This window comes from Wolbachia endosymbiont (group A) of Hedychridium roseum, assembly GCF_964028325.1.
Taxonomy (GTDB): Bacteria; Pseudomonadota; Alphaproteobacteria; order Rickettsiales; family Anaplasmataceae; genus Wolbachia.
The window spans coordinates 96,213-122,925 of the sequence record NZ_OZ034755.1; the positions used below are offsets into that span (position 1 = coordinate 96,213).

General features: G+C 35.6%; 27 protein-coding genes and 3 tRNA genes. 17 read left to right on the forward strand and 13 right to left on the reverse strand.

Features of this window, described 5'->3' with window-relative positions:
- The first annotated feature begins 115 nt into the window (after window positions 1-115).
- Window positions 116-595 (forward strand): RDD family protein, encoded by a 480-nt coding sequence (locus tag ABWU23_RS00455; protein WP_264687985.1) that lies wholly within the window; start codon window positions 116-118, stop codon window positions 593-595.
- A 22-nt stretch (window positions 596-617) separates the two neighbouring features.
- Window positions 618-1,094, forward strand: a complete 477-nt coding sequence (locus ABWU23_RS00460; RefSeq protein ID WP_353270604.1) for an RDD family protein — start codon at window positions 618-620, stop codon at window positions 1,092-1,094.
- An 841-nt stretch (window positions 1,095-1,935) separates the two neighbouring features.
- On the opposite strand, the gene sucD is transcribed toward ABWU23_RS00460, so the two are convergent.
- From sucD to hemF, 7 genes are all read right to left on the reverse strand, one after another.
- Window positions 1,936-2,808, reverse strand: a complete 873-nt coding sequence (gene sucD / locus ABWU23_RS00465) for a succinate--CoA ligase subunit alpha (protein ID WP_353270605.1) — start codon at window positions 2,806-2,808, stop codon at window positions 1,936-1,938.
- A gap of 3 nt (window positions 2,809-2,811) precedes the next feature.
- Window positions 2,812-3,963, reverse strand: a complete 1,152-nt coding sequence (sucC, locus tag ABWU23_RS00470) for an ADP-forming succinate--CoA ligase subunit beta (RefSeq protein ID WP_264687983.1) — start codon at window positions 3,961-3,963, stop codon at window positions 2,812-2,814.
- Window positions 3,964-3,992: 29 nt separating this feature from the next.
- Entirely contained in the window at window positions 3,993-4,193 is a 201-nt protein-coding gene (rpsU, locus tag ABWU23_RS00475) for a 30S ribosomal protein S21 (RefSeq protein WP_064125049.1), read from the reverse strand.
- A gap of 155 nt (window positions 4,194-4,348) precedes the next feature.
- Window positions 4,349-4,422, reverse strand: a tRNA-Pro gene (locus ABWU23_RS00480).
- A gap of 225 nt (window positions 4,423-4,647) precedes the next feature.
- A complete protein-coding gene (locus ABWU23_RS00485; protein WP_264687982.1) occupies window positions 4,648-5,334 on the reverse strand; it encodes a 16S rRNA (uracil(1498)-N(3))-methyltransferase in 687 nt (228 codons plus the stop codon).
- A 28-nt stretch (window positions 5,335-5,362) separates the two neighbouring features.
- A tRNA-Glu gene (locus ABWU23_RS00490) sits at window positions 5,363-5,434 on the reverse strand.
- A 406-nt stretch (window positions 5,435-5,840) separates the two neighbouring features.
- Window positions 5,841-6,665 (reverse strand): oxygen-dependent coproporphyrinogen oxidase, encoded by an 825-nt coding sequence (gene hemF, locus ABWU23_RS00495; protein ID WP_353270606.1) that lies wholly within the window; start codon window positions 6,663-6,665, stop codon window positions 5,841-5,843.
- 160 nt (window positions 6,666-6,825) lie between these two features.
- On the opposite strand from hemF, the gene ABWU23_RS00500 reads away from it, so the two are divergent.
- From ABWU23_RS00500 to ABWU23_RS00510, 3 genes are all read left to right on the forward strand, one after another.
- A complete protein-coding gene (locus tag ABWU23_RS00500; protein WP_253309329.1) occupies window positions 6,826-9,306 on the forward strand; it encodes a response regulator in 2,481 nt (826 codons plus the stop codon).
- A gap of 90 nt (window positions 9,307-9,396) precedes the next feature.
- Complete coding sequence (locus ABWU23_RS00505) at window positions 9,397-10,239, forward strand: ParA family protein (RefSeq protein WP_353270607.1); 843 nt, start codon at window positions 9,397-9,399, stop codon at window positions 10,237-10,239.
- Entirely contained in the window at window positions 10,236-11,087 is an 852-nt protein-coding gene (locus tag ABWU23_RS00510) for a ParB/RepB/Spo0J family partition protein (protein WP_264731549.1), read from the forward strand. The genes ABWU23_RS00505 and ABWU23_RS00510 overlap by 4 nt, the downstream gene beginning before the upstream one ends.
- Here the strand turns inward: ABWU23_RS00510 and ABWU23_RS00515 are convergent.
- Window positions 11,064-11,213: a hypothetical protein gene (locus ABWU23_RS00515; RefSeq protein WP_353270608.1), complete on the reverse strand. Its 150-nt coding sequence runs from the start codon at window positions 11,211-11,213 to the stop codon at window positions 11,064-11,066. The two genes, ABWU23_RS00510 and ABWU23_RS00515, sit on opposite strands and share 24 nt — an antisense overlap.
- A gap of 396 nt (window positions 11,214-11,609) precedes the next feature.
- Here ABWU23_RS00515 and ABWU23_RS00520 point away from each other — a divergent pair, with 396 nt between their 5' ends.
- Complete coding sequence (locus ABWU23_RS00520; RefSeq protein WP_264687978.1) at window positions 11,610-11,762, forward strand: hypothetical protein; 153 nt, start codon at window positions 11,610-11,612, stop codon at window positions 11,760-11,762.
- A gap of 329 nt (window positions 11,763-12,091) precedes the next feature.
- On the opposite strand, the gene ABWU23_RS00525 is transcribed toward ABWU23_RS00520, so the two are convergent.
- Window positions 12,092-12,421 carry a TrbC/VirB2 family protein gene (locus tag ABWU23_RS00525; RefSeq protein ID WP_264687977.1) on the reverse strand — a complete coding sequence of 110 codons (330 nt, stop codon included), beginning with the start codon at window positions 12,419-12,421 and terminating at the stop codon, window positions 12,092-12,094.
- A gap of 134 nt (window positions 12,422-12,555) precedes the next feature.
- On the opposite strand from ABWU23_RS00525, the gene ABWU23_RS00530 reads away from it, so the two are divergent.
- From ABWU23_RS00530 to ABWU23_RS00555, 6 genes are all read left to right on the forward strand, one after another.
- Window positions 12,556-13,371, forward strand: coding sequence for a YihY/virulence factor BrkB family protein (locus ABWU23_RS00530; protein WP_253309333.1), 816 nt, complete (start codon window positions 12,556-12,558; stop codon window positions 13,369-13,371).
- Window positions 13,358-14,113: an SDR family oxidoreductase gene (locus tag ABWU23_RS00535; protein WP_353270609.1), complete on the forward strand. Its 756-nt coding sequence runs from the start codon at window positions 13,358-13,360 to the stop codon at window positions 14,111-14,113. Before ABWU23_RS00530 ends, ABWU23_RS00535 begins: the two co-directional genes overlap by 14 nt.
- Before the next feature lie 539 nt (window positions 14,114-14,652).
- A complete protein-coding gene (locus tag ABWU23_RS00540; protein WP_265045135.1) occupies window positions 14,653-15,252 on the forward strand; it encodes a peroxiredoxin in 600 nt (199 codons plus the stop codon).
- Entirely contained in the window at window positions 15,239-16,177 is a 939-nt protein-coding gene (gene trxB / locus ABWU23_RS00545; RefSeq protein ID WP_264687975.1) for a thioredoxin-disulfide reductase, read from the forward strand. The genes ABWU23_RS00540 and trxB overlap by 14 nt, the downstream gene beginning before the upstream one ends.
- 236 nt (window positions 16,178-16,413) lie before the next feature.
- A complete protein-coding gene (locus tag ABWU23_RS00550) occupies window positions 16,414-16,953 on the forward strand; it encodes an ankyrin repeat domain-containing protein (RefSeq protein WP_353270610.1) in 540 nt (179 codons plus the stop codon).
- Between the two features lie 35 nt (window positions 16,954-16,988).
- A complete protein-coding gene (locus ABWU23_RS00555) occupies window positions 16,989-17,993 on the forward strand; it encodes a hypothetical protein (RefSeq protein ID WP_353270611.1) in 1,005 nt (334 codons plus the stop codon).
- Here the strand turns inward: ABWU23_RS00555 and ABWU23_RS00560 are convergent.
- The 4 genes from ABWU23_RS00560 to tldD all read right to left on the reverse strand — a co-directional run bounded on the left by ABWU23_RS00560 (window position 17,938) and on the right by tldD (window position 23,892).
- Complete coding sequence (locus ABWU23_RS00560; RefSeq protein WP_253309339.1) at window positions 17,938-18,870, reverse strand: tyrosine recombinase XerC; 933 nt, start codon at window positions 18,868-18,870, stop codon at window positions 17,938-17,940. The genes ABWU23_RS00555 and ABWU23_RS00560 overlap by 56 nt on opposite strands.
- A 2-nt stretch (window positions 18,871-18,872) precedes the next feature.
- A complete protein-coding gene (gene lpdA, locus ABWU23_RS00565) occupies window positions 18,873-20,261 on the reverse strand; it encodes a dihydrolipoyl dehydrogenase (protein WP_253309340.1) in 1,389 nt (462 codons plus the stop codon).
- Window positions 20,254-21,363 (reverse strand): PQQ-binding-like beta-propeller repeat protein, encoded by a 1,110-nt coding sequence (locus tag ABWU23_RS00570; protein WP_253309341.1) that lies wholly within the window; start codon window positions 21,361-21,363, stop codon window positions 20,254-20,256. The genes lpdA and ABWU23_RS00570 overlap by 8 nt, the downstream gene beginning before the upstream one ends.
- Window positions 21,364-22,473: 1,110 nt before the next feature.
- Window positions 22,474-23,892, reverse strand: coding sequence for a metalloprotease TldD (gene tldD, locus ABWU23_RS00575; RefSeq protein WP_353270612.1), 1,419 nt, complete (start codon window positions 23,890-23,892; stop codon window positions 22,474-22,476).
- Window positions 23,893-23,954: 62 nt separating this feature from the next.
- On the opposite strand from tldD, the gene ABWU23_RS00580 reads away from it, so the two are divergent.
- The 5 genes from ABWU23_RS00580 to ABWU23_RS00600 all read left to right on the forward strand — a co-directional run bounded on the left by ABWU23_RS00580 (window position 23,955) and on the right by ABWU23_RS00600 (window position 26,687).
- Window positions 23,955-24,039, forward strand: a tRNA-Leu gene (locus tag ABWU23_RS00580).
- A gap of 70 nt (window positions 24,040-24,109) precedes the next feature.
- The gene (locus ABWU23_RS00585; protein WP_264688469.1) at window positions 24,110-24,583 is read left to right on the forward strand and encodes a hypothetical protein; all 474 of its coding nucleotides are present in this window, start codon (window positions 24,110-24,112) and stop codon (window positions 24,581-24,583) included.
- A gap of 81 nt (window positions 24,584-24,664) precedes the next feature.
- Window positions 24,665-25,048: a hypothetical protein gene (locus ABWU23_RS00590; protein WP_253309343.1), complete on the forward strand. Its 384-nt coding sequence runs from the start codon at window positions 24,665-24,667 to the stop codon at window positions 25,046-25,048.
- A 152-nt stretch (window positions 25,049-25,200) separates the two neighbouring features.
- The gene (locus ABWU23_RS00595; RefSeq protein ID WP_353270613.1) at window positions 25,201-25,908 is read left to right on the forward strand and encodes a uroporphyrinogen-III synthase; all 708 of its coding nucleotides are present in this window, start codon (window positions 25,201-25,203) and stop codon (window positions 25,906-25,908) included.
- Window positions 25,908-26,687 (forward strand): exodeoxyribonuclease III, encoded by a 780-nt coding sequence (locus ABWU23_RS00600; RefSeq protein ID WP_353270614.1) that lies wholly within the window; start codon window positions 25,908-25,910, stop codon window positions 26,685-26,687. Before ABWU23_RS00595 ends, ABWU23_RS00600 begins: the two co-directional genes overlap by 1 nt.
- The last annotated feature ends 26 nt before the right edge of the window (window positions 26,688-26,713 follow it).

Genomic DNA, 26,713 nt, shown 5'->3' on the forward strand with positions numbered 1-26,713 from the left:
TTAATTCAAATAACAGAGTGGCACAAGTAGCTAGTATTATCCAAATTAGTATATTTACGGTTATTTAATAACATATTTTTATACTAGTTATGTCACAGTAGAACATGGGCAGAGTATGGATACTAAAGTAAGTTATGCAGGGATTCTGAGGCGAGTTTCAGCATGTGCGATCGACGGTGTTTTATGGATGATAATAGCACTTGTTTCACTCCTTTTTCTAAATTACGATGTAGATGATATATCTACCCATAGGATAATCCTTATGGCAACACTGCTTATAACATATATAGTATTTAATATATTAACAATAACGAAGTACGGTTGCACTCCAGGAAGACTACTGTGCGGCGTACGTATAAAAGATGCAAATACATTTAAAAACGTTACTCTAATGCAAGCAACAATAAGATACATTTTTAGGGAAGGCATTTGGGTTATTTATAATTTTCTGTCTTATCTTCTGCCTGGCTATGTTTCTGGATGCCTTTTTATTATACTAACTTTAGTTTTAATGTTTGCAATATTTGACCAACGTAAACAGACCTTTTATGATAAAATTGCAAAAACAGTGGTAATAGACTATAAACCTAGTTGATATTTTTCTTTATAGGCAGTGTATGGATAAAAACGTAAACTACTCAAAAATGACAAGGCGTATTCTAGCATTTATAGTTGATTGTATTTTATTTATCGCAATACCATTTGCTTTAATGGCGGTAGGTTTCTCACTTACACACGTAATACAAGGGATCATGGGTGCAATAATTGTAATCACCACGATTGTATTTTCTTTATTTTTAATGATACCATGTATATTTCATATATTCATGCTAGTAAAATTTGGCGGCACTCTAGGGCACTTGTTATTTAGCATGCGTGTAAGAGACAAAGATACACTTGAGCAGATCACTCTAATACAAGCAATAAAAAGAACCATCGCTTTTTTCATAATTTACTGTATATCGCTTTATAATCCTATTTTACTTTTAGCTATACTAATCCTAGTTTTAGTATGTGCAGTAGATGATAAACATAAACAAGCTTTTCATGACAAAATTGCAAACACGGTAGTGATAGATTATAAACCTAGTTGATATTTTTCTTTAGTTGTTACCACCAAGGGTGTTATTCCAGCGCGTGACGTTAGTTAGAATCCAAAAACCATGAGAGCTACAAAAAATTACTTTACAAACTCCGCCAGCCCCCTTATCATAACACTGAAGCTATTTATTTATCTTCGCAATCTCTGCAGTGGATTAATGACAAAAAACTTAATGTATTTGGCGTAAATCATGCTTAATTTTTGCACTATGTGCACCTCATGTCTTTATAAAACTTCTAGGTTTCTACCTATATAAGCTGAAACGCGCTTATAAAGCGTTTAAGACAGTAAAAGACGTCAAATAGACAAGGGAGAATTTGAATACTAGCTACCCTAGGGTTTCTTTGCCTTTTTTTCCGCTCAGTAAATTTCTTAACGTTTATAATTTAGGTTAGTCGCATTTAAAAGCAGCTAAATTGCAGCGTTTAGAATAAAAAACGCCAATATTTTGAAGTACATATAAATAACTAGCCAACCATGGGGCTTCTTTTGCCTTTTTTTTGTTTGGTAAATTTCTTAATATTTATGACTAAAGTAATTTAGGCCTACCGACAACCGTCATCCCTGTAAAGGTCAAGTATCCCGCTACGTGTTAGCGGATGAGATACCGCGAATGAATCGCGGTATGACGTAGAGTCAGCGTTAGCTATACTTTTATACTCACCAAATCAGTTTGCTTGCTTACAAGCAAACTTTCCTGGATCCAAGTAGTCAAGCTACTCGGATGACACCATTATAGAGTGAACCAGTGTCAGCTACTTGAGTGACACCCTTTCTAGCAGAAACTGCTCCTCAAATCACAACGTTCGTACAGCTGCGTTTTAGATTAGGCACTAATGCATTACTTCCAATACCTTCTTACCAATCACTGCAGGGGTTTCAGCAATTGCAATCCCGGCGCTCCGCATAACTTCTAGTTTTGCACCAGCACTTCCACCACTGGAAGAGATGATTGCTCCAGCGTGTCCCATACGTCTTCCTGGAGGTGCTGTTTGACCTGCTACAAAACCAACGATTGGCTTTTTAGTTTTTTCTGTTTTCACAAAATGTGATACATCTTCTTCTTCGTTTCCACCTATTTCACCAATAACTACAATACCATGAGTATCGTCATCTTTTAAAAAGAACTCCATACAGTCGACAAATGTCATACCATGAACTGGATCCCCCCCAATTCCGATACACGTGGATTGACCAAGACCAACAGCGGTCGTTTGTGCTACTGCCTCGTAAGTTAAAGTTCCAGAACGAGACATAATCCCTATATGTCCACGCTTATGGATATGGCCAGGCATAATCCCTATTTTGCACTCTTCGGGCGTAATAATTCCCGGGCAGTTAGGACCAATCAATCGACTTTTTGAACGAGCAAGAGCATGCTTCACCTTTACCATGTCAAGTATAGGAATGCCCTCTGTAATGCAAACTATTAGCTCTATCTCTGCATCTATTGCTTCAAGTATTGCATTAGCTGCAAACTTAGCAGGTACATATATTACCGTGGCATTCGCATCAGTTTTTTCTTTGGCTTCTGCTACAGTATTAAAAACTGGTAAGTTAAGGTGAGTGCTACCACCCTTGCCAGGAGTTACACCACCAACCATTTTTGTTCCGTAGCTAACTGCTTGCTCTGAATGAAATGTACCTTGCGCACCAGTAAAACCCTGGCATATTAACCTTGTATCTTTGTTTACTAAAACGGACATACTCTATTTCACCTCTTGTACTATTTTCTGCGCAGCATCGCCCAGTTCATCTGCAGCAATAATATTTAATCCTGACTCTTCTAAAATTCTTTTTCCTTCTTCGAAATTAGTGCCTGATAATCTAACCACTAGAGGAACTTTAATGCTCATTTCTTTTACAGCCGCAACAATTCCACTTGCGATAATATCGCAACGCATTATACCACCAAATATGTTAACCAAAATTCCTCTTACGTTGCTATCAGACAATATGATTTTAAATGCTTCAGTTACAGTTTCTTTACTCGCTCCACCACCAACATCCAAAAAGTTAGCAGGCTCTGCTCCGTAGTATTTTATTATATCCATTGTTGCCATAGCAAGACCTGCACCATTTACCATGCAACCAATACTGCCATCCATTTTGATGTAACTGAGCCCATACTTTGAAGCCTCTATCTCTTCTTTCACTTCTTCATCATAATCACGAAGTTCCATAATTTCTGGGTGACGATATAAAGCATTGTCATCAAAATTAATTTTCGCATCGAGCGCAATAAAATCTCCAGAACTTGTTTCAACCAGTGGATTAATTTCAATTTGGCTCGCATCAGTTGCAATAAACGCATCATATATATTTTTTGCAACATTTGTTATTTTTTCTATTTGTTCTGAACTCAAATTAAAACTGCTGCTTAACTTGCTGCTATCAAAACTTGTAGCAAGATCAATATCAAATTTCACAATTTTTGCGGGAGAATTTTTCGCCACTTCTTCGATGTCCATTCCACCTTCTGAGGAAAATATGAATATTGGCCTACTGAGCTTCGGGTCAATTACCAGGCTTAAGTAATACTCTTTCTTAATGCTTGAGCCTTCTTCAATATATACTCTTCTTACTTGCTGCCCGCTTGGCCCTGTTTGATGAGTAACTAAAGTCATACCAATCATGTCTTTTACAAACTGTTGAGCTTCTTCAGCTGACTTTGCTAGCTTTACGCCACCGGCTTTACCCCTACCACCTGCATGAATTTGAGCTTTAACCACAAACACGTCAGATTTTAATTGACTTACTTGAGTCTTTACTCCTTCTGCAGATATAGTGACAAAACCTTTTGGCACCGAGACATTAAATTTATGCAAAATCTCTTTTGCTTGATATTCGTGAATATTCATAAAACAACCAATGATAAACTATTAAAAAATTACCAACCGTAACGCTGCCTTCTGCATTCTTGCTGGTGCCTCTTTTTTCTCGCTTCAGCTTTCTTTTTAGCTCTTTTTTCTGATTTTTTTTCATGATATTGTTTTTTCATTTTCAACCCTCTTCCTTCCTTTTGAATTGTTTTTTTCAATACTGGAAGAGCTCTGTCTACATCACCATAATGGACTGATACTTCAATCAAACTCTATACCTCCTTCGGTAATCATTTCAAAATTTATTTATAAATTAGAAAATTAACATTGTCAATTATTTTATAAACTTGAGCGTTAAACTGCAATATGAACGAAATGCCTTTAAAAGCTCTAACTATTAAAAGCGTTAAAACTTCTGCTAGCATCGGGGCGGAGAGATTTGAACTCCCGACCCTTTGGTCCCAAACCAAATGCGCTACCAGGCTGCGCTACGCCCCGACTTCTTTACTCAGAGTATCAATAACTCAGGCAAAATGCAAGATTCATTTGTTTATTTTAGAAAAAATATAATATAAGATTTAATATTATTTTAGAATATGTTTTTTATTAGCTCCTCTTTAGTAGCAAACTGCTTCGCAGGCGGCCTATAGAGTTTGTACAGTTAGCGCGTGCAACACTGAATCAGATTTCTCTATGGCCCAAACCTTAGCCATATTTAAAAATCTAGCTACACCAATTGGTGAAAGTTAGTGCAGCAACCACAGCAGTATCGACCCTTAAAATTCTTTTTCCTAGACTCAATTTTTGACAAAACTTATCGGCAAGATCAAGTTCATAAGATGAAAAACCACCTTCAGGGCCAACAATAATAGCAACATTTTTCTTACCTTTCAGCACTTTATCAGCTTTACCTGTTTCATCACATAAAACAAAATTTTTACTCTGGGAATCAGGTAACTCACAAAAGTTAATAGGAGGCAAAATCTCTGGTATACTCATCCTACCGGATTGTTCCGCAGCTTCGATTGCCTGTAATTTTGCTCTACTTAGGTTAATGTTTTTTACTACTGTACGTTCCGTTGAAATAAATTGAATGCAGGTTACTCCCATTTCAGTTGCCTGTCTTACTATGTTGCCTAAAGCACCACTTTTTACCATGGCACAATATAAGTATAAATTTTCCTCATATTGCTGTTGTTTAGTGCATTCTTTGAGTGTAACTTTTGTTAATTTACGCGATATATTAACTACTTCTCCTAACCATTCTCCATCCTTTCCATTAAAAAGAGAGAGATTATCATACTTCTTAAGCCGCATTACATTGCAAATATAGTGACTTTGTTGTGGATTAAGTGCTAAACTCACGCCTTGTGATAAAGCTTCTTCAAAATAAAGCCTAATTTTTCCCATTCAAAACTTTAATTATATTCTACTTGAGTGACTCTTACGGGATTTGAACCCGTGTTACCACCGTGAAAGGGTGGTGTCCTAACCACTAGACGAAAGAGTCAATGCGAATTAACTCAAGTTATATTGATTATGCACATAAAGTCAATTATTTTATGGCGCAAACGTCTTTCTCTATTCCATATTTAATATTCACTGAATTTATTTCAGATTTAGGAGTTTTAGATCCTAATTCTAATTGTTGTTCAACTTTTGTATCGGAATCATAGCCAGAATCGTAGCCAGAATCTCTACGCTCATATTTCTGCTTTATTTCTTCTACACTAAAGCCAGCCTTTTAGTGCATTGTAGAGACTTAGAGTCAGTTTAACACCTTTTATGTCATTGTTTTTGACAGATTTAATTAAAAAATTATCTATTATACCCATGATTATACCCCCTATATAAAAGCTCACTATCATGGTACAACTTTAAACTATGATGATTTATTTTCTGCTAATAGCAGCTCTCTATAACCACTTAACAAGTGGTGGCATTGACATCATAATTGCATCTGGATTGCCGTCAGTCATTAAACCAAACCTTGTGCCACGATCGTATAACAGATTGAATTCTACATATCTGCCACGTTTTATTAATTGATTTTCTCGTTGTTCTTTTGTCCAAGATTTTTGTATATGTTTACGTATGATGTGCAAATAAATTTCCAAAAAGGCTTCACCTACTGCTTTTGTGAACTCAAAATCATTTCTCCAATTGCCAGAACTCAGATTATCATAGAAAATACCACCAATGCCACGCGGCTCTTTTCTATGTTGTAAGAAAAAATAGTTGTCACATTGCTCTTTAAATTTTGGATAATATCCGGTGTCAAATCTATCACATGTCATTTTGATTGATTCATGAATATACTTGCAATCTTCTTCATTTTTATATATTGGCGTAAAATCCATCCCTCCACCAAACCATTGTTTTGAAGTATATATCAGCCTTGTGTTCATATGTGCTGCAGGGATAAGGGGCGATTGCATATGAGACACTAAAGATGTACCGCTTGCCCAAAACTCTCCGTTACTTTCACTTGCACCAGGAATTTCATTAATGGCTGAATCTGCAAATTTTCCGTGTACTTTTGAAACGTTTACTCCAACTTTTTCAAAAACATTGCCAAAAATAATTGTAGATTCACCACCTCCACCACCTGGGCGATCCCACTTTCTTTTTTCAATCTTTGGCTCTGTGGATGATTGTTTTTCAATTAATAAGAAAGATTCTATGATCTTATCTCTTAGTGCACAGAACCACTTAAATGCTTGTGTTTTTTGTTTTTCCATAATGTCCTCTTGCTAGCTTATTAACATTGTTATATCTGATATTTAAGGAACTTAATTAGATTTGGATGATAATTATCTATCAAAGACGTTAATAAATCTATAATAATTAAATCAATATAATAAAACATTTTCGTATATACAACAATGCCAAATAGCAATAATGAATAAAAGATACATAGATAACAAGAAAGAGAACAGGGTTGACTTCATACTAAGAAATTATGGAATGTCAATTGTTGTGATGGCAGTTATTATGCTCTTACCTCCAGTAGCAATATCGATACTCTACTTTTTTGATATATATAGTCAGCATATTAATATAGAGATTAATTTATTAGTGAGCATTCTAACAACTCTCTTTATGATATATAATGTAAAACGCTACAGACACCTACTTAATACTATAGAATTTCAAAATGCAATATTTGCAAATGCACTAAATCATAATACAGAATTTTGCCTTATTTTACATAGAGATGAGGGTATTATTTATGCTGATGCAAGATTCTACGAAAGGTTTAAAGATCATATAGATGATGACATTACGTTAGGCAAGATTTTTGAAATAGGAGATGTTTCAGAAGAAGACAAAAAAGTACTCTATCATGCACTAAAAAATAACTCTTCTGTACAAGTATGCATTTCCTTAAACAAGAAGAATAGAGTATCTAACTTTCTTTTGCTCTTTGAGCCGATACCAGATAATCCCCAAATTGCTATAAATAGTAATAAGATTTTAAATTTATCATTAGTGCCAATAGCAAGGCCAGATGGGTATTTTGTGTTAAAAGCAACACAGATAAACAAGGAGCAGATATATGAAGAGTTAATAGAAAAACACAGTATAGGAACTTACATTGCAAATGCCAAAGGGGTGATTTTATCTGTAAATAAAAGATTTTTAGATATATTTGAACTGAAAAAACTGGAAAAAGGTAGCTCAATCAGTGATTTTATATCTCAATCTAAATATAACAATACAACAACCGATAATGAAATTTTGTTTTTTACTATAAGTGGTATTCCATTCAAGGCTTATATGAGCACTGCTATATTTTGTGATAAATACAACCATAGCTATATATATGGCTTTATAACACCAACCGAATCAAATATTGTTGATTATCAATTACACCCTTGTTTTGCAAATTCATCAATTGCTATTGCACAATGTGACATAAACGGCAACTTTGTAAAGAAAAATACGGCACTAATAAAGCTTGCAGGGTCAGATAATAATTCAATCTTTACATTGATATTAGATAGTTATCATGTGAAAATACGTGAATATTTTTCGAGTAATAGAATAAATAATGCGTCCTTTGATGTACAGCTCAACGGCGATAATAACATAAAAATATATTTCAATAAGTTTCTTCATAATAAAATGATCTTCATACTTTGTTATTTTATTGACAATACTGAACACAAAAACCTAGAGATAAAGCTTGAGCATTATCAAAAGATGCAAGCTATAGGGCAGTTAGCAGGTGGTATTGCGCATGATTTCAACAATATATTGACTGGGATAATAGGATTTTGCGATTTGCTTTTACTCCAACATTCAGCTGGTGATCCATCTTTTGGAGATATAATACAGATACAGCAAAATGCAAAGCGTGGATCAAATTTAGTAAGACAATTGCTTGCTTTTTCAAGAAGACAGACCTTGCAGCCAAAAATTATTGATGTAAATAGTACTATAGCTAATCTTTATGAAATGATAAAAAGATTAATAGGTGAAAATATAAAGTTTAATATTTATTATGGTAGAGACTTGGGTGCTGTTAGGGCTGATCAAGGGCAATTAGAGCAAGTTATACTTAACTTAGCAGTCAATGCTAGTGCTGCTATGGAAAAGGGCGGAGAATTAACTATACGAACCTTTAATCAAAAGATTGACTCATTAAATTCTACATCTCAGGACATGTTTTCTCCAGACAAGGAAACGATCGAACATGGAAATTATGTTGTGATTGAAGTAATTGATACTGGATGTGGAATGACAAGTGATACAATTGAAAAGGCATTTGACCCATTTTTTTCTACCAAAGATATTACCTCTGGTACAGGTCTTGGCCTCTCTACTGTATATGGCATTATTAAACAAACTGAAGGATACATCTATGTTGCTAGCAAAGTAAATCATGGAACTAAATTTAGCATATTTTTGCCCATGGTTTACATATCAGATGAAAATCTGATAGAGGAAGATAGTGAAGAAATAGAAAGACCGGTAGTAAGTGAAATTAAAGGTAATGGTATAATTTTATTGATTGAAGATGAAAATTCAGTAAGGGAATTCATCTCTAAAGCACTCAAAAGAAAAGGATTTGATGTAATAGAAGCGAGCATAGGCAGCGAGGCGCTAGAAATAATCAGTAAAAAAAATCAACACATAGATCTAATAATCACTGATGTAATCATGCCAGAGGTGAGTGGTCCAGAAATAGTTAAAGAAGCATTGATCCATAGGCCAAATATCAACGTTATTTTTATTTCTGGGTATGCAGAAGATGCTTTTTTAAAGAGTGATGACATCAATATAGAAGATTTTCACTTTTTGCCAAAACCATTCACTCTGAATGAATTAGGAAACAAGGTTCAAAGTGTGTTACACAAAGCAAAAAAGACAGTCTAATTTTAGTGTGATTAGCAACAAAAAAATTTTCTAATGCAAAAGTTTCTTGCATATATACAATAGAATTATTTTATACATAAGATAAAAGGCGTGAGCAAGATTATTGCAATAGTAAATCAAAAGGGTGGAGTTGGCAAAACCACAACTAGTATAAATTTATCGACAGCCTTTGCTGCTGTGGGAAAAAGCACTTTATTGGTAGATCTTGATCCTCAAGGAAATGCTAGCACCGGACTCGGGATTTCTTATCGTAGTAGGGAAGAAAAAAATATATACAAAATACTACTGAGCAGAGAAAATAAATTGATAGAATCGGCAATTTTCAATATAAAGGAAATTCCAAATTTATCACTAATTTCGTCAGTAGTTGATCTGTCAGCTGCAGAAATTGAATTATCGCAACTTGAGCGAGGAAAATTTTTTCTAAAAAGCGCATTAGAGAAGATACGCGATAATTATGAGTATATAATCATCGATTGCCCTCCATCACTTGGGCTTCTAACCATAAATGCTTTGACTGCTGCTAATTCTATTATTGTTCCTCTTCAGTGTGAGTTTTTTGCTCTGGAAGGATTAAGCCATTTAGTTAAAACTGTAGAACTGATAAAAAGGAATAACCTAAACCCTTTTTTGGCAATAGAAGGGATCGTGTTAACAATGTATGACAGGCGCAACAAACTCAGTGAACAGATTAAAAACGATATTTGCCAGTATTTAAATGATAAAGTATACAAAACTATCATCCCATTGTATGAGACTGTTATTCCACGTAACGTACGGTTATCAGAAGCGCCTTCTCATGGAAAACCCGCTATTGTGTATGATCTTAAGTGTCCTGGTGCACAAGCATATATAAGTTTGGCAAGGGAAATTTTAAAAAAGCACGCGAGCAGTTGTAAGGAGAAGAAGCTAGTGAGTGAGGGCGTGGTATGAAGGATGATAGACGCCTCGGCAGAGGTCTTGCCGGCCTCATAGGCGATAATTATGATAATAAAGAAGATCGACAAGAGTATTTGCCTATTTCATTACTGCACCCAAGCAAATTTCAACCGAGGAAACATTTTGACGAGGAGTCATTAAGAGAACTTGCAAATTCGATAAAGAAAAGTGGCATTATACAGCCTATCGTGGTACGCAAAGATTCAAATGATGATGGTTACGAAATAATAGCTGGGGAACGTCGTTGGCGAGCAAGCAAGATTGCAAATCTTGATAGTGCACCCGTTATCATAAAAGATCTGAGCGACAAGGAATGCTTGGAAGTATCCATTATTGAAAACATACAAAGGCAAGATATTAATCCAATAGAAGAAGGTGAAGCGTATAAGAGACTGATAGATGAGTTTTCCTATACACATGAAGAATTAGCTTCAACTATAGGCAAAAGCCGCAGTCACATAACCAATATGATTCGGATGTTGTCACTTCCTGATGGAGTAAAAACAATGATCAACGAAAAAAAGCTATCTATGGGCCATGCAAGAGCGTTGATTAATGTTGAAAATGCGGAAAGTATTGCAGAAAAAATAATTTCCCAAGGCTTAAGCGTTAGGCAAACTGAAAAATTGATAAAAGACTTACATCAAAGTAACAACCAAAAAGAGCAGAGATATACCAAAAATCAAGATATGGCAGCACTAGAAGGTGCTATATCTTCTCAACTTGGTTTAAAGATCAAAATTAATGACAGTAATTCTAAGGGTAAAGTTATGATACGGTATAATAATCCAAATGAATTGAATTTAATATTAAAAATTTTAAATAGGAAACTTGAGTGCTAGTAGAGCAAAAAGATAATATAAAATACAACTGTTGGTGTCACCCAAGTAGCATGGAGAGACAAAAATCACTTGACAAACTCTGCCAGCCCCCTTATCATGAAACTGAAGGTATTCAGTTATCTTCATCTGTGCAGATTAAACAGCAAGAAAACAACGTGGTTGGCGTCTTATTTTTAATTTTTTGCGCTATGTGCACCTTATGTCTTCACAACATTTCTGGGTTTTTACCTATATGAGCTGAAACGCGCTTATAAGTCGTTTAAGACAGTATAGTACGCCAATTTGCAGGATTAGAGAGTGACAACTAGCTAACACGGGGTTTCTTTTGCCTTTTTTTCTGCTTAGTAAATTTCTTAAACATTTAAACTAAGGTGAGTTGCATTTAAAAGCAGCTAAATTGCAGTGTTTAAGACTTAAAAAACGCCAAATACTGAAAATAGACAATGACTAGGGCTTCTTTTGCCTTTTTTTTCGTTTGGTAAATTTCTTAATGTTTATAGCTAACATGAACTGGGCAGGAAGGTGTCATCCCAGTGCTCCTTTCTCGTCATCCGAGTAGCCCCTATGATGTCATTCCAGCGCGTGACGCTGGAATCTAGTCTTTATTATGCAGCCACTTATTTAAAGTTAAGTTTTCTGGATCCAAGTAGTCAAGCTACTCGGATGACACCTTGACAATCGTCATCCCGCTACGTGTTAGCGGGATCTATGCTAAGAGATACCGCGAATGAATCGCGGTATGACGGTCTGCGGCGATATGACGGTTCGCGGTGGCATGACGATAACTTCGTCATCCCGCTGCTTGTTAGCCGGTATCTAGAGATACCGTGACGGTATGCGGCAGCATGACGATAACCTTGTCATTCCAGCGCGTGACGCTGGAATCCAGACTTTAACTGATATGATTACAGAAAGAGAATTTATTAGGTAGTCATAGACACTGAAAGTGATAAAACTTACCACTTTCAAGTAAAGAAAACTACGTTTTGTGCCTCCAATAATTTCTATGGATGAACCGCTACTGCACCGTCTTTACAAATCACACCGCTTGGTGTTATTTTTGAAACGACTACAGGAGCGCCAAAAAACACAGCAGTAAATGCACCGAGTGCAAAAAGCGCTGGCCACGGCATTCTGCCGAATATTGCAAGCAACGCTGCACCAATTATCACTATTGTGATCATTGGTCCACCTATGCCATGAGTATAGCCTATTATCTTGCATATCACTAATGATGTTGTATCATTTTGATCAACAAAAGTAGGACTAGTATCAGCATTTGCATCAAATGCAAAGGAGAGAATTAAAGCTACAAGTAGAAGAAAATTTTTCATTACGCCTCCTATAATTTCTGTTTCATATTTGATTATCTATCACATTGATTAAGTTTAAGTAAATGGTGAGGATTTTTTGCTTAAAAGTATCCTTTATTTCATTTAGAATACTTTTCTTGGTTCGTTTATATTACATGCTACAGAAATTTTACAGCATCGTTTATTGCCTTTATCGTGCTTTGATTGACACAATTCATAATGATGGAGTGGAGCATGCAGGGTATCTATCATTTTTAATCCTGTTATCAATATTCCCTTTTCTCATCGTTTTAATGGCTGTGGCGTCAACATTCGCAAATTTCTTAGACCAGTATAACATTGGCTGGGTATTTATCATTGATAACATGCCACAGGATATTTTATCATCTTTGATGCCGCGTATCAGAGAGATAATATCAGGCCCGCCGCAAAGCTTACTAACTTTAGCAATTGTAGGCGCTGTTTGGACCGCCTCGTCAACAATTGAAGGGCTAAGAACAATATTGAACAAAGCTTATAAAGTTCCGGTTTCGCCACCTTATATATTAAGAAGGTTGTTAAGTATACTACAATTTTTAGTGATCACGCTTATTATAACTCTAACTATAGTGTTCTCTACATTAGTGCCAATGCTAATTGATTTTTCCTATCAGGGGATTAGTTATACTAAATATCTCCTCATTGAATTTGTACTTTTCACAGTAGTCTCTTGGCTATATTTTATGTTGCCAAACATAAAACAAAATTTATCAGACGTCTTTCCTGGATCTTGTGTGGCTGTTATTCTTTGGACAATTTCTGCTTCAGCTTTCAAGCAATACTTAAAAGCTTCCTTTGATCAACTGAATTTGATATATGGAAGTTTAGGTGGTATGGTAGTGTCATTACTATTTTTTTATATGCTAAGTTTGATTTTTATATATGGAGCAAAATTTAATTTTCAGCTAAAATATTTCAATGAATCTCGCTAAGGAGAAAGAAATGAGTAAGTTAGAAGGTAAAGTAGCTTTAATCACCGGAGCTTCAGGTGAAATAGGCTCTGCTGTTGCAAAAAGATTTGTAAAAGAAGGTGCATGTGTAATTCTGATTTCAAGATCTCTTGATAATCTCAAGCCACTATATAATGAAATTGAAGAGCTTGAAGAATTTAAAGAAGGCTCTGTGAAACTAATTCAGCTTGATCTTTTAGACTTTGAGAATGTAAAGATACTGACAAACATGATAGAAAGCCTGAAATTATCAGAATCTGGAGCACTTGATATATTAGTTGCATGTACTGGAATTTTAGGCAAATTGAACCCTATTCACGACTGTGAGATTGAAGAGCTACAGAACGTAATGAATACAAATTTTACTGCCAATTGGTACTTACTAAAAAACTTAGATCCAATGCTAAAGAAGTCTAATGCTGGAAGAGTGATATTCATGACCTCAGAGGTGACACTTTCTCCTTCCTCTTATCCATATTGGATGCCGTATGCTGCAAGTAAAGTTGCAATAGAAATAATGGTGCAGATATATGCATCTGAGACAAAACATACAAAATTATGTGTAAATGCTGTATACACGAAAGGACCTGTGGGTAGTGAGCAGGCATTTCCTGGATCTGAATTGGTGTCACCTGATAAACTAACAGACAAATTTGTGGAGTTAGCTTCTAACGATTGCAGCGTATCAGGAAAAATCTTACCGCTTAGCAAATCTCCCGAATAAATTACACTAGAAAGGATGTCATCCCAGTGCCCAGACACTGGGATCTAGTTTTTAATTTAACATAATCAAGAACGTTGTGTTTTACTTTTATGCTTACCAAATTAGTTTACAATCAAAGTTTCCTGGATCCCAGTGTCTGGGCACTGGGATGACACCATTCTTTTTCCTGGATTCCAAACTGGGATGACAGCTAGCCTGACAATCGTCATCCCGCTGCTTGTTAGCGGGATCTATGTGAGATACCGTGAATAAATCACGGTATGACGTAGAAGCTATACTTTTATGCTTACCAACCCAATCAAAATCCTGGATCCCGCTGCTTGTTAGCGGGATCTAGAGATACCGCGGCGGTATGACGGTTCATGGTGGAATGACGTAGAATTTTATACTCACCAACTCAGTGTCCAATCTGGATTGTATCTTATCGGTAAAAAAGAAGAGCTATTTTAGGAAGTTTTTATAGGGCTAAAACTAAAGAAAACTTGCATATAAGTTCATCAAGTGTAAAATTAGAGTTGTTTTAAAAGAATAGGTCAATTATGAATCTTGTAACAAAATCTGCTATCGATTTTACTGCTTCAGCTGTTCTCTCCGGCGGAGAAATTGTTGATGATTTCTGTCTGAGTAAGCACATAAAAAATAAGTATGCTGTCCTTTTTTTCTATCCACTTGATTTTACTTTTGTTTGCCCAACTGAATTGATATCGCTCAATAATAGAATAAATGAGTTTGCAAAGCGTGGTATTGAAGTGATAGGAATAAGTGTAGATTCAAAATTTTCACATTATAAATGGCGAAACACTCCAGTTAATGATGGTGGTATTGGAGAGGTTAGCTACACTTTAGTGTCTGATATCAAAAAGTCTATATCAAGAGACTATGGGGTCTTATATGATGACTCAATTGCGCTGAGAGCAACTTTCGTTATTGATGATAAATTTATTGTACGTCATCAATCGATAAATGATTTGCCTTTAGGGCGTAATATCGATGAATTCGTTAGAATCATTGATGCAATTAAACATAATGAGGAGCGTGGTGAAGTATGTCCAGCAGGGTGGAAAAAAGGTAAGCCAGCAATGCAGGCAAGCGATGAAGGAGTAGCTGATTATCTAAACTCATACAGTGAAGAATTATAGATTTAGTACAAAAGTTCTTATTATTGGATCTGGAGCAGCGGGTTATGCTGCTGCTATATATGCAGCACGTGCAAACTTAGAGCCAATTGTAGTAACGGGAATGCAGCCTGGTGGTCAGCTTACAATTACTACAGATGTTGAAAACTATCCTGGTTTTGTTTCAATACAGGGTCCAGAACTAATGGAGCAAATGAGGTTGCATGCAGAACAGGTTGGAGCAAAAATAATAGATGATGAGATAAAAAGCGTTGAACAACTTGAGGATTCTAATGAGTATAGGTTTAGATCTTCTGGTAATACTAATGACTACTATTCAGATGCAATTATAATTGCATCTGGTGCGCAAGCGAAGTGGCTTGGTCTCAAGAGTGAAAAGGAATTTCAAGGTTACGGAGTTTCGGCTTGTGCAACTTGTGATGGTGCATTTTTTAGGAATAAAGTTGTAGCCGTGATTGGTGGTGGAAATACCGCTGTTGAAGAAGCAATATTTTTAACTCGATTTGCCAAAGAAGTGATATTAATACACAGGCGTGATAAATTGAGAGCGGAAAAGGTAATGCAAGATAGGCTCTTTAAAAATGATAAAATAAAAGTAATGTGGAACCATACCGTAGAGCAGATTCTTGGAGAAGAAAATCCGAAAAAAGTTACTGGTATTATAGTTAAATCAACGGAAGCTCAAGAATTGAAAGTCGATGGAGTGTTCATTGCAATTGGGCATGCACCAAATACAGGTATTTTTAAAGGCTTTGTTGAAATGGATGAACAGGGTTACATAATTACAAAACCTGGAACAACTTTAACTAGTAAAGCAGGAGTATTTGCTGCAGGTGATGTTCAAGATAAGGTATATCGCCAGGCAGTAGTTGCCGCAGGAACAGGGTGCATGGCTGCACTTGATGCAGAGAAGTTTTTAGAGTCGTAATTAATTAACTCAGAATTAGGATTTTATAGCTAAAGTGACTTAAGTTCATCGATAATTTTAAAAACAAAAATTCGTCATTCCGCTACTTGTTAGCGGAATCTATGCTGAGATACCGCGAATAAATCGCGGTATGACGTAGGAAAACCTTTCTTGGGTTAGCTATAGATAAATCGCTTGCAATTTTCCTTTTTTTTTACATAATTATATTAGTAAATCATTAATAAAGAGGGTTTAGTATGCCTTATAGAAACGGTGTAACATATTATGGAGCTTATGGAGGTGGTGATAACACGGCATCGCAAGCTCGAAATTCGACAACTTTAAGACAGCTAAGTGAATCAACAAAACAGTTATTTAAAGCTATTGATGATGAAAACCTAGAGAATTTTAAACAAGCTCTAGCAGAAGGTGCGGATGTTAATGCGTTTGATGAGAGATATACACCACTAATGACTATTATCATGAATGGTGATGACAGCCCTATATGCTTAAAAATGATGATGTTGCTTTTACAACATCAAAATTTAAATATTAATGCTCAAGAAACTAAAAAATGTAATACAGCTCTACATCTAGCCTTTCACATGGAAAATAAGAATTTTATACGGATGTTACTTAGACATCCTAGCATTAATACAAACAGTAAAAACAAAGTTTTTCTTCTTCAGGATAAATATCTTGAGCCTGAACATGATCGTACCAGAGCATATCTTATAGAACATGCGAGTACAACCAATGTTTTTTTTATACTTCTAAGGAATATATTGAAAAAATAGGGCGAATACAAAAAAAGGACTTTTCGCATCTTACAATGGAAATAACAAAAGCACAAAAAGGAAAAAAATTATTAGATGCTCTTTTTAATGGAAATATTAACCGAGCAAAAACACTGTTGGCTCAAGAGCTTAATCCTAATTGCTGGAAAAGAAACCAAAATGGAGAAATAGAAACACCCCTGAGCTTAATATGTTTACAAGGAATAACACAAGATAACGAAGAAGTATTGATTAAACTTTTAAAACATAAAGACCTAGATTTTAGTCAAATAAAGCCAATACGAGCTATAGAGCAAAATTCACGGTTGAAGAAAATAATTGAACAAGCTATTACAGAGCGATTAACTGATGCTATTAATAGAAAAGATTTAGATGATGTAGAAAAGTTAGTAGAGGATAATTGTTTCATAAATCGTGCAATTGTTACTGCTGCATTTGAAAGTATTGAACGTATCAGAAATTATCTAAATGAAAAATTCCCTACAAGTGCAGAGCAACCTGTAGCAAATACGAATAATATACCAGCAGGTTTTGAGGAGTTTGCACAAAAACTTGTAGATGAACTTGAAAAGACAAAAGCTCAACTTGCAGAAACAGAGCAAAAGCTGGATAAGGTTGTGCGTGAAAAAACGAGCGAAACTAGCAAAATTTTACAATTAGAAAGAGATTTGAAACAAGTAAGGGAAGAAAGAGATAGGCTTTCATCAGAAAATATACTGCTCCGTACTAAAAGTCTGAGTAATAAAAACGAAAAATCCTCGGAGGCAATTTCTCCTGGTAAAAAACAAAGCAACTATGCTTATGCATTTTTTATATTATCTGGAGCATTGACTGGTTGTGTAGGTTTAGCAATTTTATACGATTATCTAGTAATAGGTGCTTGTCTTACAGCAGTTGCACTGGTTCTTTTTTTAGTAGGATATTATTTATGTAAAGCGGATGAACGAGATATAGGACCTGGTGGTACCACCGACAATCCTCAAGTTACAAGGGTTTTGATTTCTTCTCCAGGCCCTGCTGAAAATTTTTGTACATGTTAAAAACATCTTGATAATTGAGGTGAGTGTAAACCTGGGTGGTTTCCAGGCTTGAGTGGCCAAGCAGTTGTTGTATTGATCTTATGTCAATATCTTCTTGAAGCAAATGAGTAGCAAAACTATGACGAAATGCATGTGGAGATAAGATTTCTGGCAGATTTAATATTCTCCTTATTTTCTGCAAACGATTAGCCACATAAGTTCTTCCCAATTTTTTTCCTCTTACTCCCAAAAAAAGATATTGTGTTTCATTATTAATGCCAAGATAAGGACAGGCTTTTACATATTCCTGTATACACTTTTTTACTACCGGAAGAATGAATACCTGCCTTTGTTTATCTCCCTTACCTGTTACTATTAAACTTTCATTGTTAATATCACTAACCCCAAGGTTCAACGCTTCACTGATTCTTAAGCCTGTACCATATAGCAGGACGATAATTGCAATTTCTCTTTTTACCACCCAAGGTTCGCTCAAGTCAGATAATTTCATTTCTTTCACCAAAGTTTTTATATCAGGTATTGATAATGCTTTGGGCAGAGTTCTTCTCTGAATTGGCCTTGATAAGGAAAATACAGCTTCATTGTCTATATTGTAGTTGTTTTTTATGTACTTGAAGAAATTTCTGATTACTGACAATGCACGAGCGTTAGATCTTGCATTCACACCTCTTGCATAACGAGAGGTAAGCCAACTTCTTAACTCAGGTATACTTAAATTTTTCAGAGTACCAACATTTACTTCTCCACCAATGTGAGTATTTAGGAAACTTATAAGATCCTTCAAGTCCCTCATGTATGACTCTAAAGTGTTTGGTGAATAAGATCTGTTGCACCTCAGCCACTCATACCATTTTTCAATGATTGAACCGAGGTCCACAATTATTTTTTAAAGAAAGCATCGATGCACGCATCTCGAAAGGCTTCATTTATATCAGGATGAGAATGACAAATTCTGTATATATCCTCTGCTGCTGCGCCATATGCCATTGCAACCGCTGCTTCGTTGATTAGCGTATCAGCGTATGCTCCTATGATATGCACACCTAGTATTGTATCTGCTCTGCTACAAGTCAGCACTTTCACGAATCCTTCAGCATCATCAGTGATTTTTGCTCTGCCGTTTGCAGCAAATTGACATTTACCAACTTTGTACTTATAGCCAGCATTTTTGAGTTCCTCTTCGGCTTTACCGATCGAAGAAACCGCAGGGTGAGTGTAAATGACAGATGGTATAATTTCATAATCAACGTGAGGTGACTGTCCTGCTATTATCTCTGCAACTGCCACTCCTTCTTCCTCTGCTTTATGAGCAAGCATTGCTCCACCAATCACATCACCAATAGCAAATATTCCTTTCACATTAGTTTCATATCTGTTGTTAACTTGAACGAAACCGCGATTATCTTTTTCTATTTTTTCATCAATACTAAGATTCTCAGTGCATGGTTTGCGTCCTGCTGCCACCAATACCTTATCCGCCTCTATAGTGTTTGTTTGATTATCTTTTACAGAGCAAACTTTCACACTCAAAGAGTTACTACTTTGTTTTATTCCCTCAACTTTAGTGCTAAGTAAAAATTTTATTCCTTGTTTTTGTAGACTAGAAAGTAGAGACTTACTTAATTCTCCATCCATTGCTGCAGCGATTCTGTCAAAAAATTCTACTACAGTGACTTCAGACCCTAGCCTCCTCCATACAGAAGACATTTCAAGCCCTATTGCCCCGGCTCCGATTACGACAAGTTTTTTTGGTACTTCAGTTAAAGACAATGCACCAGTTGATGAAATAATACTTTTCTCATCGATATTAATTCCTGGCAAAGAAATAACGTCAGAACCGGTTGCAATTACTATATTTTTTGTCTTCAGCACCTTATCTTCAACTGAAACTTCAAGATTACCTTGGTCAAAAGAAGTAATTTTCCCAAGTCCATTGATTTTAGTGATTTTGTGAAGGTTAAACAGATATTCTATACCTTTTCCAAGTTCCTGAACTCTGGCGTCCTTATAGCCTAGCATTTCTTTTAAATCGAAACTTGCATCCTTAATTTTTATGCCAAGCTTCGACAGATCATTTTTCGTGTGAGCATACTGATAGGAAGAATGAAGTAGTGCTTTGGAAGGTATGCACCCAACTCGCAAGCATGTACCACCAAAAATGCTATTTTTATCTATGCAGACAACTTTCAATCCAAGTTTTGCAGCAGCGATAGCACACTTATAACCGCCTGGACCACCACCTATAACAATCAGGTCATAATCAATCATAAAGAACAAACCTATTTTCTAAAGAATAAACACCATTTCCCTCAGTTGTTACATATATTTTATCGTGAGTAAACACTGGAGTGTGAAACACATTACCAGGTACTTTGATTACCTTTCCTGCACTTTCAGATCCAGGAAAAGCAAGCATTGAACCTTTATTGCTTGTCACCCACAGTGTATGGGCATGCACAATTGGAGCAAACAATTGCGTATTTTCTATTAAATCAGATGCCCAGACTGTTTCTCCATTTTTTATATCCAGGCCGATTATTTTATTATCTTCAGTTACTATAAAAATTCTTCCGCCTTCTTTTTGTTTCTCTGCAGGAATAAGAGGACTATAATATGACTCAATGTCTGATACACTTTTTACTTGCAGTGACTTTGACCACAAAATATTTCCTGATTTCACGTCAATACCATAAATATAAGAATTGTTTGTAGCTATTAAAGTATCGCCAAGCACTCTCGGTGTAGTAGTTACATCTGTGAGCTGTGTATCCAAAAGGTTTGTAGCCAATTTTTGGCTCCACAATTTTTTACCGTCTTCATTAAAAGCTATTAACTCACCATTTGAAAATGGTGCTATTATTTTATCGTTAGAAATTGTTGGCGATATGGAATACAAACCTCGAACCTCATTGATACCGTTTTGATAAGCCCAAACGGAGCTGCCATCTTTTATATCAAACACGTACAGATAATTATCAATAGTCAATACTACCAATTTATTATTTATTACTGCTGCTTTCCCTCTTACTGGAGCTCTCAATTCTTTTTCCCACTCAATCTTGCCAGTTTTTGCATCTATTGCGTGTAAAGTGTTATCCACTATAAAGAAAACATTTTTTTCATAATGCGATAGGCTCATGTTACCAATTTTTTTCCTACGTGAGAGGTGTAATTTCCAATTCATAGCCTTTGAGTTATCAATATCAAAGGAATATAAAGCGCCGTGCTTGTCTGATAAAATAACGCTATCTTCTGTAAGCACTGGAGCTACATATCCTTGAGATAGTTTTTTATCCACTAGACTTATTCGCTCGCTTGCCATTGTGTAACTGCTACACAATAACATTATTATAACAATTATTACTTTCATTACTTAGTTGAGAACAAGATTTATTAATATACATACTAGAAATCTTAATCACAATGAAAATGTTCTTGTTGTACGTTGAAACATTGATTTATGAACAGAATATTATATTATTATGTAAAAATCATACTCTTAGAGGTAATACACCTCATCCACTATGCGGCAACGTGCATAGCTGTATGAACATTGAGATATAAAAGTAATTTATACCAAGAAGAAAGATGTCATCCAAGTAGCTTGACTACTTGGATCCAGATTGGATACTGAGTTGGAGTATAAAAGTATAGCTAACGCGAGCTCTGCGTCATACCGTGATTAATTCGCGGTATCTCAGCCGCTAACACATAGCGGGATGACAGCAATCCTACGTCATGCCGCCGCGAACCGTCATACTGCCGCAGATCGTCATACCGCGATTCATTCGCGGTATCTCTTAGCATAGATCCCGCTAACAAGCAGCGGGATGACGAGGTTATCGTCATGCCACCACGAACCGTCATATCGCCGCAGACCGTTATACCGCGATTCATTCGCGGTATCTCTTAGCATAGATCCCGCTAACACGTAGCGGGATGAAGGTTTTCAGGGTAGCTGTCATCCGAGTAGCTTGAATACTTGGATCCAGAAAACTTAACTTTAAATAAGTGGCTGCATAATAAAGACTAGATTACAGCGTCACACGCTGGAATGACACCATTTTCGGTCTCTTAAATTGCTTTAGCTACAAACATTAAGAAATCTACCAAACGAAAAAAAGGCAAAAGAAGCCCCGTGGTGCGAGTTTTGACTCTATATTACTGTAAGTGGCGCTGTAATAATGTGCTAACGCTTAAAATAAGCGCGATTTGGCTGAATGTAGAAAAAATTTAAAAGACATGCAGCCGCTATAATTTTATGTAATCCGCCAAAAAATACCCTAAGTTTTTTACTGAATTTTGTCATTGAGCCTGCAGGTCAAAAACAAGTTTTGAGTCATAAATACCCTTATTGTCATAATAAGGAGGCTGGCGAAGTTTGTCAAGTAAGTTTTTTCGTTTCTGCGGGCTACTTGAATAACGGCTACAATGTTTGTACAATTGTTCGTCATGCGCTGGAACCCGTTTTAGCCCTTATCTATATCTCAGTTCCACCAACAGTTATTGCGTCGACTTTGAGTGTTGGTTGACCAACTCCAACGGGCACATTTTGTCCATCTTTTAAGCATGTGCCAACACCGGGGTCCAACTTTAAGTCGTTGCCAACCATGGATACTTTTTTTAGCACTGTTGGCCCATCACCAATTAGTGTTGCTCCTTTGACTGGCTGTGTAATTTTACCATTTTCTATTAAGTAAGCTTCTGAAGATGAAAAAACAAATTTCCCTGACGTTATATCAACTTGCCCACCACCGAAATTTACTGCATACAGACCTTTCTTTACGCTAGATATTATTTCTTCCGGCGTATGTTTCCCTGGTAACATATAGGTGTTTGTCATGCGCGGCATAGTAACTTCTTTATAACTTTCTCTTCTACCATTACCAGTTGGATTCACACCCATGAGTTTAGCATTCATATGATCCTGCATGTAGCCTTTGAGAATTCCATCCTCTATCAACACATTATAACTGGGTGGAGTACCTTCATCATCTATGCTAATAGAACCACGCAAATTAGGCAGAGTTCCATCATCAACTACTGTGATGCCACTAGCTGCTACTTGTTTACCAATAGAATTTGAAAATGCTGAGACTCCTTTACGATTAAAATCGCCTTCGAGTCCATGACCCACAGCTTCATGCAACAATACTCCCGGCCAGCCCGGACCTAGAATAACTGTCATTTCTCCGGCTGGAGTTGGAATTGCTTCAAGATTTACCAGTGCTTGTTCCAAAGCCTGGTTTGCAACTTCTTTCCACTTTTTCTCAGAAATAAACTTACTATAAGAATCCCTTCCACCGTGTCCTGCGGAGCCTCTCTCGGTACGGCCATCCTTTTCTACAATGACTAGCACATTAAAACGTACCAGAGGCCTGATATCGCTTAATCTGTGATCACCCTTTATTATTTGTACGACTTGCCATTCTCCACTTAGAGTTATTTTTACTTGCTTCACGCAGTTATTTTTGGACCTTACATACTCATTAACCTCATTGAGTAGTTTAATCTTTGAATTCAGATCCATTTCATTTGTAGGGTTAATCCTCGAATATAGGCTTTTTGTCTCTTCGTTTAAATTTATTGAATTTGTCTTGTTTAAAGACACTGAGCTTTTTACCATAGAAGCAGCATTACTAATTTCTTTTTCGCTAATCTCAGAAGAACAAACGAAAGATGTACTATCCTCACAAAAAGACCTTAAACCAAATCCCCTTCTGGTATTCAAATCCACGTGTTTTAATATGTTATAATCGAAAATCAGGGACTCCGACTGGCAAAATTCTAGAAATAGCTCACCACCATCGCTATTGCTCAAAGCGTTATTGACTATTTTATATACGTTATTAATATTAACATTGTTTTGAGCGAAAAATATTTGATCTAGATTTGGCATTACCTTTGAACTAAAAATTGTTTAAGTATATTATTTAACTTTAACATAGTAAACTATAAAAAGCCCGGGTGGCGGAATTGGTAGACGCGCTAGCTTCAGGTGCTAGTAACTTTTTAAGTTGTGGAAGTTCAAGTCTTCTCTCGGGCACTTTTAGCTTCCATATTGCTTGTTGAATTAATTAATGCTACAATATAACGTATTAGGTAATATTTATGCTATGTATGGTGAAAAAGATAAATTAGCCTACAGAAAGAAGGTACGAACTTACTCGAAACGCTTAGTTACTACACTATCTACTGCTTCTTTTATTGGATATATAGCAGCATTAGCCTTTAGTATTCCTGTCTTAAGTCTGTATTTTAGTATTGCCGGCACTATATTAAGTGTACTTTCGTTTGCTTTAAATATATGGTCATTAAAGGATCATTTCCTACAGCAGAAGCAACTTGGTGTAGCAGGACAAAAAAAACTAACAAAGATCTGTCTTGATATTACATCTAACGTTTCGTTTTTAATAGGAGGAATTGCATCTATATTGCCTCTCGAATCTCCTATCATTCCTTTTGTTTCTACTGCCTTTTTTATTCTAGGCTGTACCTTTATGGCAGCTAATATCGTTCGGACTTTGATCAGCAAACCACAGGCAGAAAAACCTACTGATACCCTCTCTCCATCTGTAAAAGCAGTTTAAGTGTCAACAAGTTAACTTATTTGACTTGTATAGGAATATTAGCTATAATATTAATAGTTTAATAATAAAAGAGGTTAGTATATGGATTTTTTAAACAGTCACCCAGATTTTTTTGAGGATAATGCTTATTATGTAATATCTGAATATAATACGGATAATCGAGATCTTACAGATCTTAGTACATATGTAGTAGAACGTGATGCATATGAGAATTTGGTATTCAAAAACTTATATACATATATACGTTCCGATGGAAACGTACATAAAGATATAATGCTTAATCCAAAATCTTTACAAATAGAAGAGAGGATAGAAGATAGCAGAATCGAACAGTGTTATACAAATAACTATAAGATAGATAATGGAACTTTATCTTTAGATGAGAGAGAATTAGTATTCAATATAACTCCAGGTAAATGGAATGATTCAACAGAGTTCAATGTAATTAGCATTAGAAAAGTATAAGTGAATTTAAAGCTTAGTGGTAAATAGGGGACTGAGTATCCTTATTTCAACATCAATTACTTGAATAGTTGCTCAAGCCATCAAAATAAAAATTTTTATTCAGTAATTTGTGTATAAAGGGTACTATTTTACTAGTAGTGAAATAAATCAGAATGAAGTCTATTTTATTAACGAGGCCTTTATTGGATTCGTTCAATACAAGAAATATATTGAGAAAGTATGGATACAAAGTTTTTATAGAACCAGTATTCACAATAAAGTACTTAAATCCTGATATATCTGCGTACGAATTTGACGTTGTGATATCTACAAGTAAAAACAGTGTAAAGGCTTTTAGTCAAATATGCAAAGAGGATGACTTTCCGATTATTACAGTTGGTAATTCAACCATGCAGGCTGCAAAAAATTTGGGATTTTCTGATATAATCTCAGCAGACAGCAACGTTGATGGTCTGATATCATTCATAAAAGCTCATTATTCAAACGCAATAAAGTTCTTGTATATAAGGGGACAAGAAGTATCATGTGACCTAAAAAAGAGATTATCTGAAGAAGATTTTAATGTAAGAGAAGTTGTACTCTATAAAACAATTATAAAAAGGAGTCTAACTAATAGGTGTAAAAATTTACTGTTGGATGGTAAAATTGATAGTGTTGCTTTTTTTTCCTCACAGACAGCAGGGGTATTTTGTTCATTAGTTCTAAAAAGTGGGCTATCTCATGTGATGAATAATACAGTTGCATATACCATGAGTAAAAACATTGCTGATAGTTTAAGGTTAATCAAATGGAAAAAAATTATAACATCGAGGTTGCCTACTGGGGAGAGTTTAATTGATATAATTAATAAGGATTGTTGATGCTAAAGATTGCAACTTGGAATGTAAACTCCATACGTAAAAGAGTTAACCAACTTTGTAGTTTTATAGTTGACAGTCAGATAGATATAGTTTTGCTGCAAGAGATAAAATGTACGGAAGAGCAATTTCCTTATGTAGAGATAGAAAAGTTAGGATATGAATATGCTATCTATGGACAAGTTGCAAGAAATGGCGTTTGTGTTTTATCTAAATATCCGATACTGGAAAAATTAAAAATTGATGTTGTAGAGAGTCATCAAGAAGCACGTTATATAGAATGTGTGATAAAACACACCAATCATAAGGTAAGGGTAGGAAGTGTATACGTTCCAAATGGTCAAAGCCCAGACTCTCATATGTTTGAGTATAAACTCAAGTTTTTTGATAACCTATATGAAAGGATGAGCACTTTGTTGAAAAATGAAGAGTTAACTATTATAGCTGGCGATTGTAATGTTGCACTGGATGAAATTGATGTTTTTGATTCAAATTTATTGAATGGCCAAGTGTGCTTTCATATAAAAGAACGTGAGAAGTTAAGAGCAATCTTGAATCTTGGGTTTAAAGACACGTTTAGAATATCCCACCCCAATTTGCAACAATTCACTTGGTGGCATTATCAAGGCAATTCACTCAGAAACAATCAAGGAATGCGAATAGATTATATGCTATTATCGCCACAAGCTGTAGATAAATTGGAAACATGCTACGTAGATGATAGATTGCGTAAGCTAGAAAACCCGTCTGATCATACTCCTGTTGTATGCGTTATAGAATAATAGTAGACCTCTTACACAACTCACTT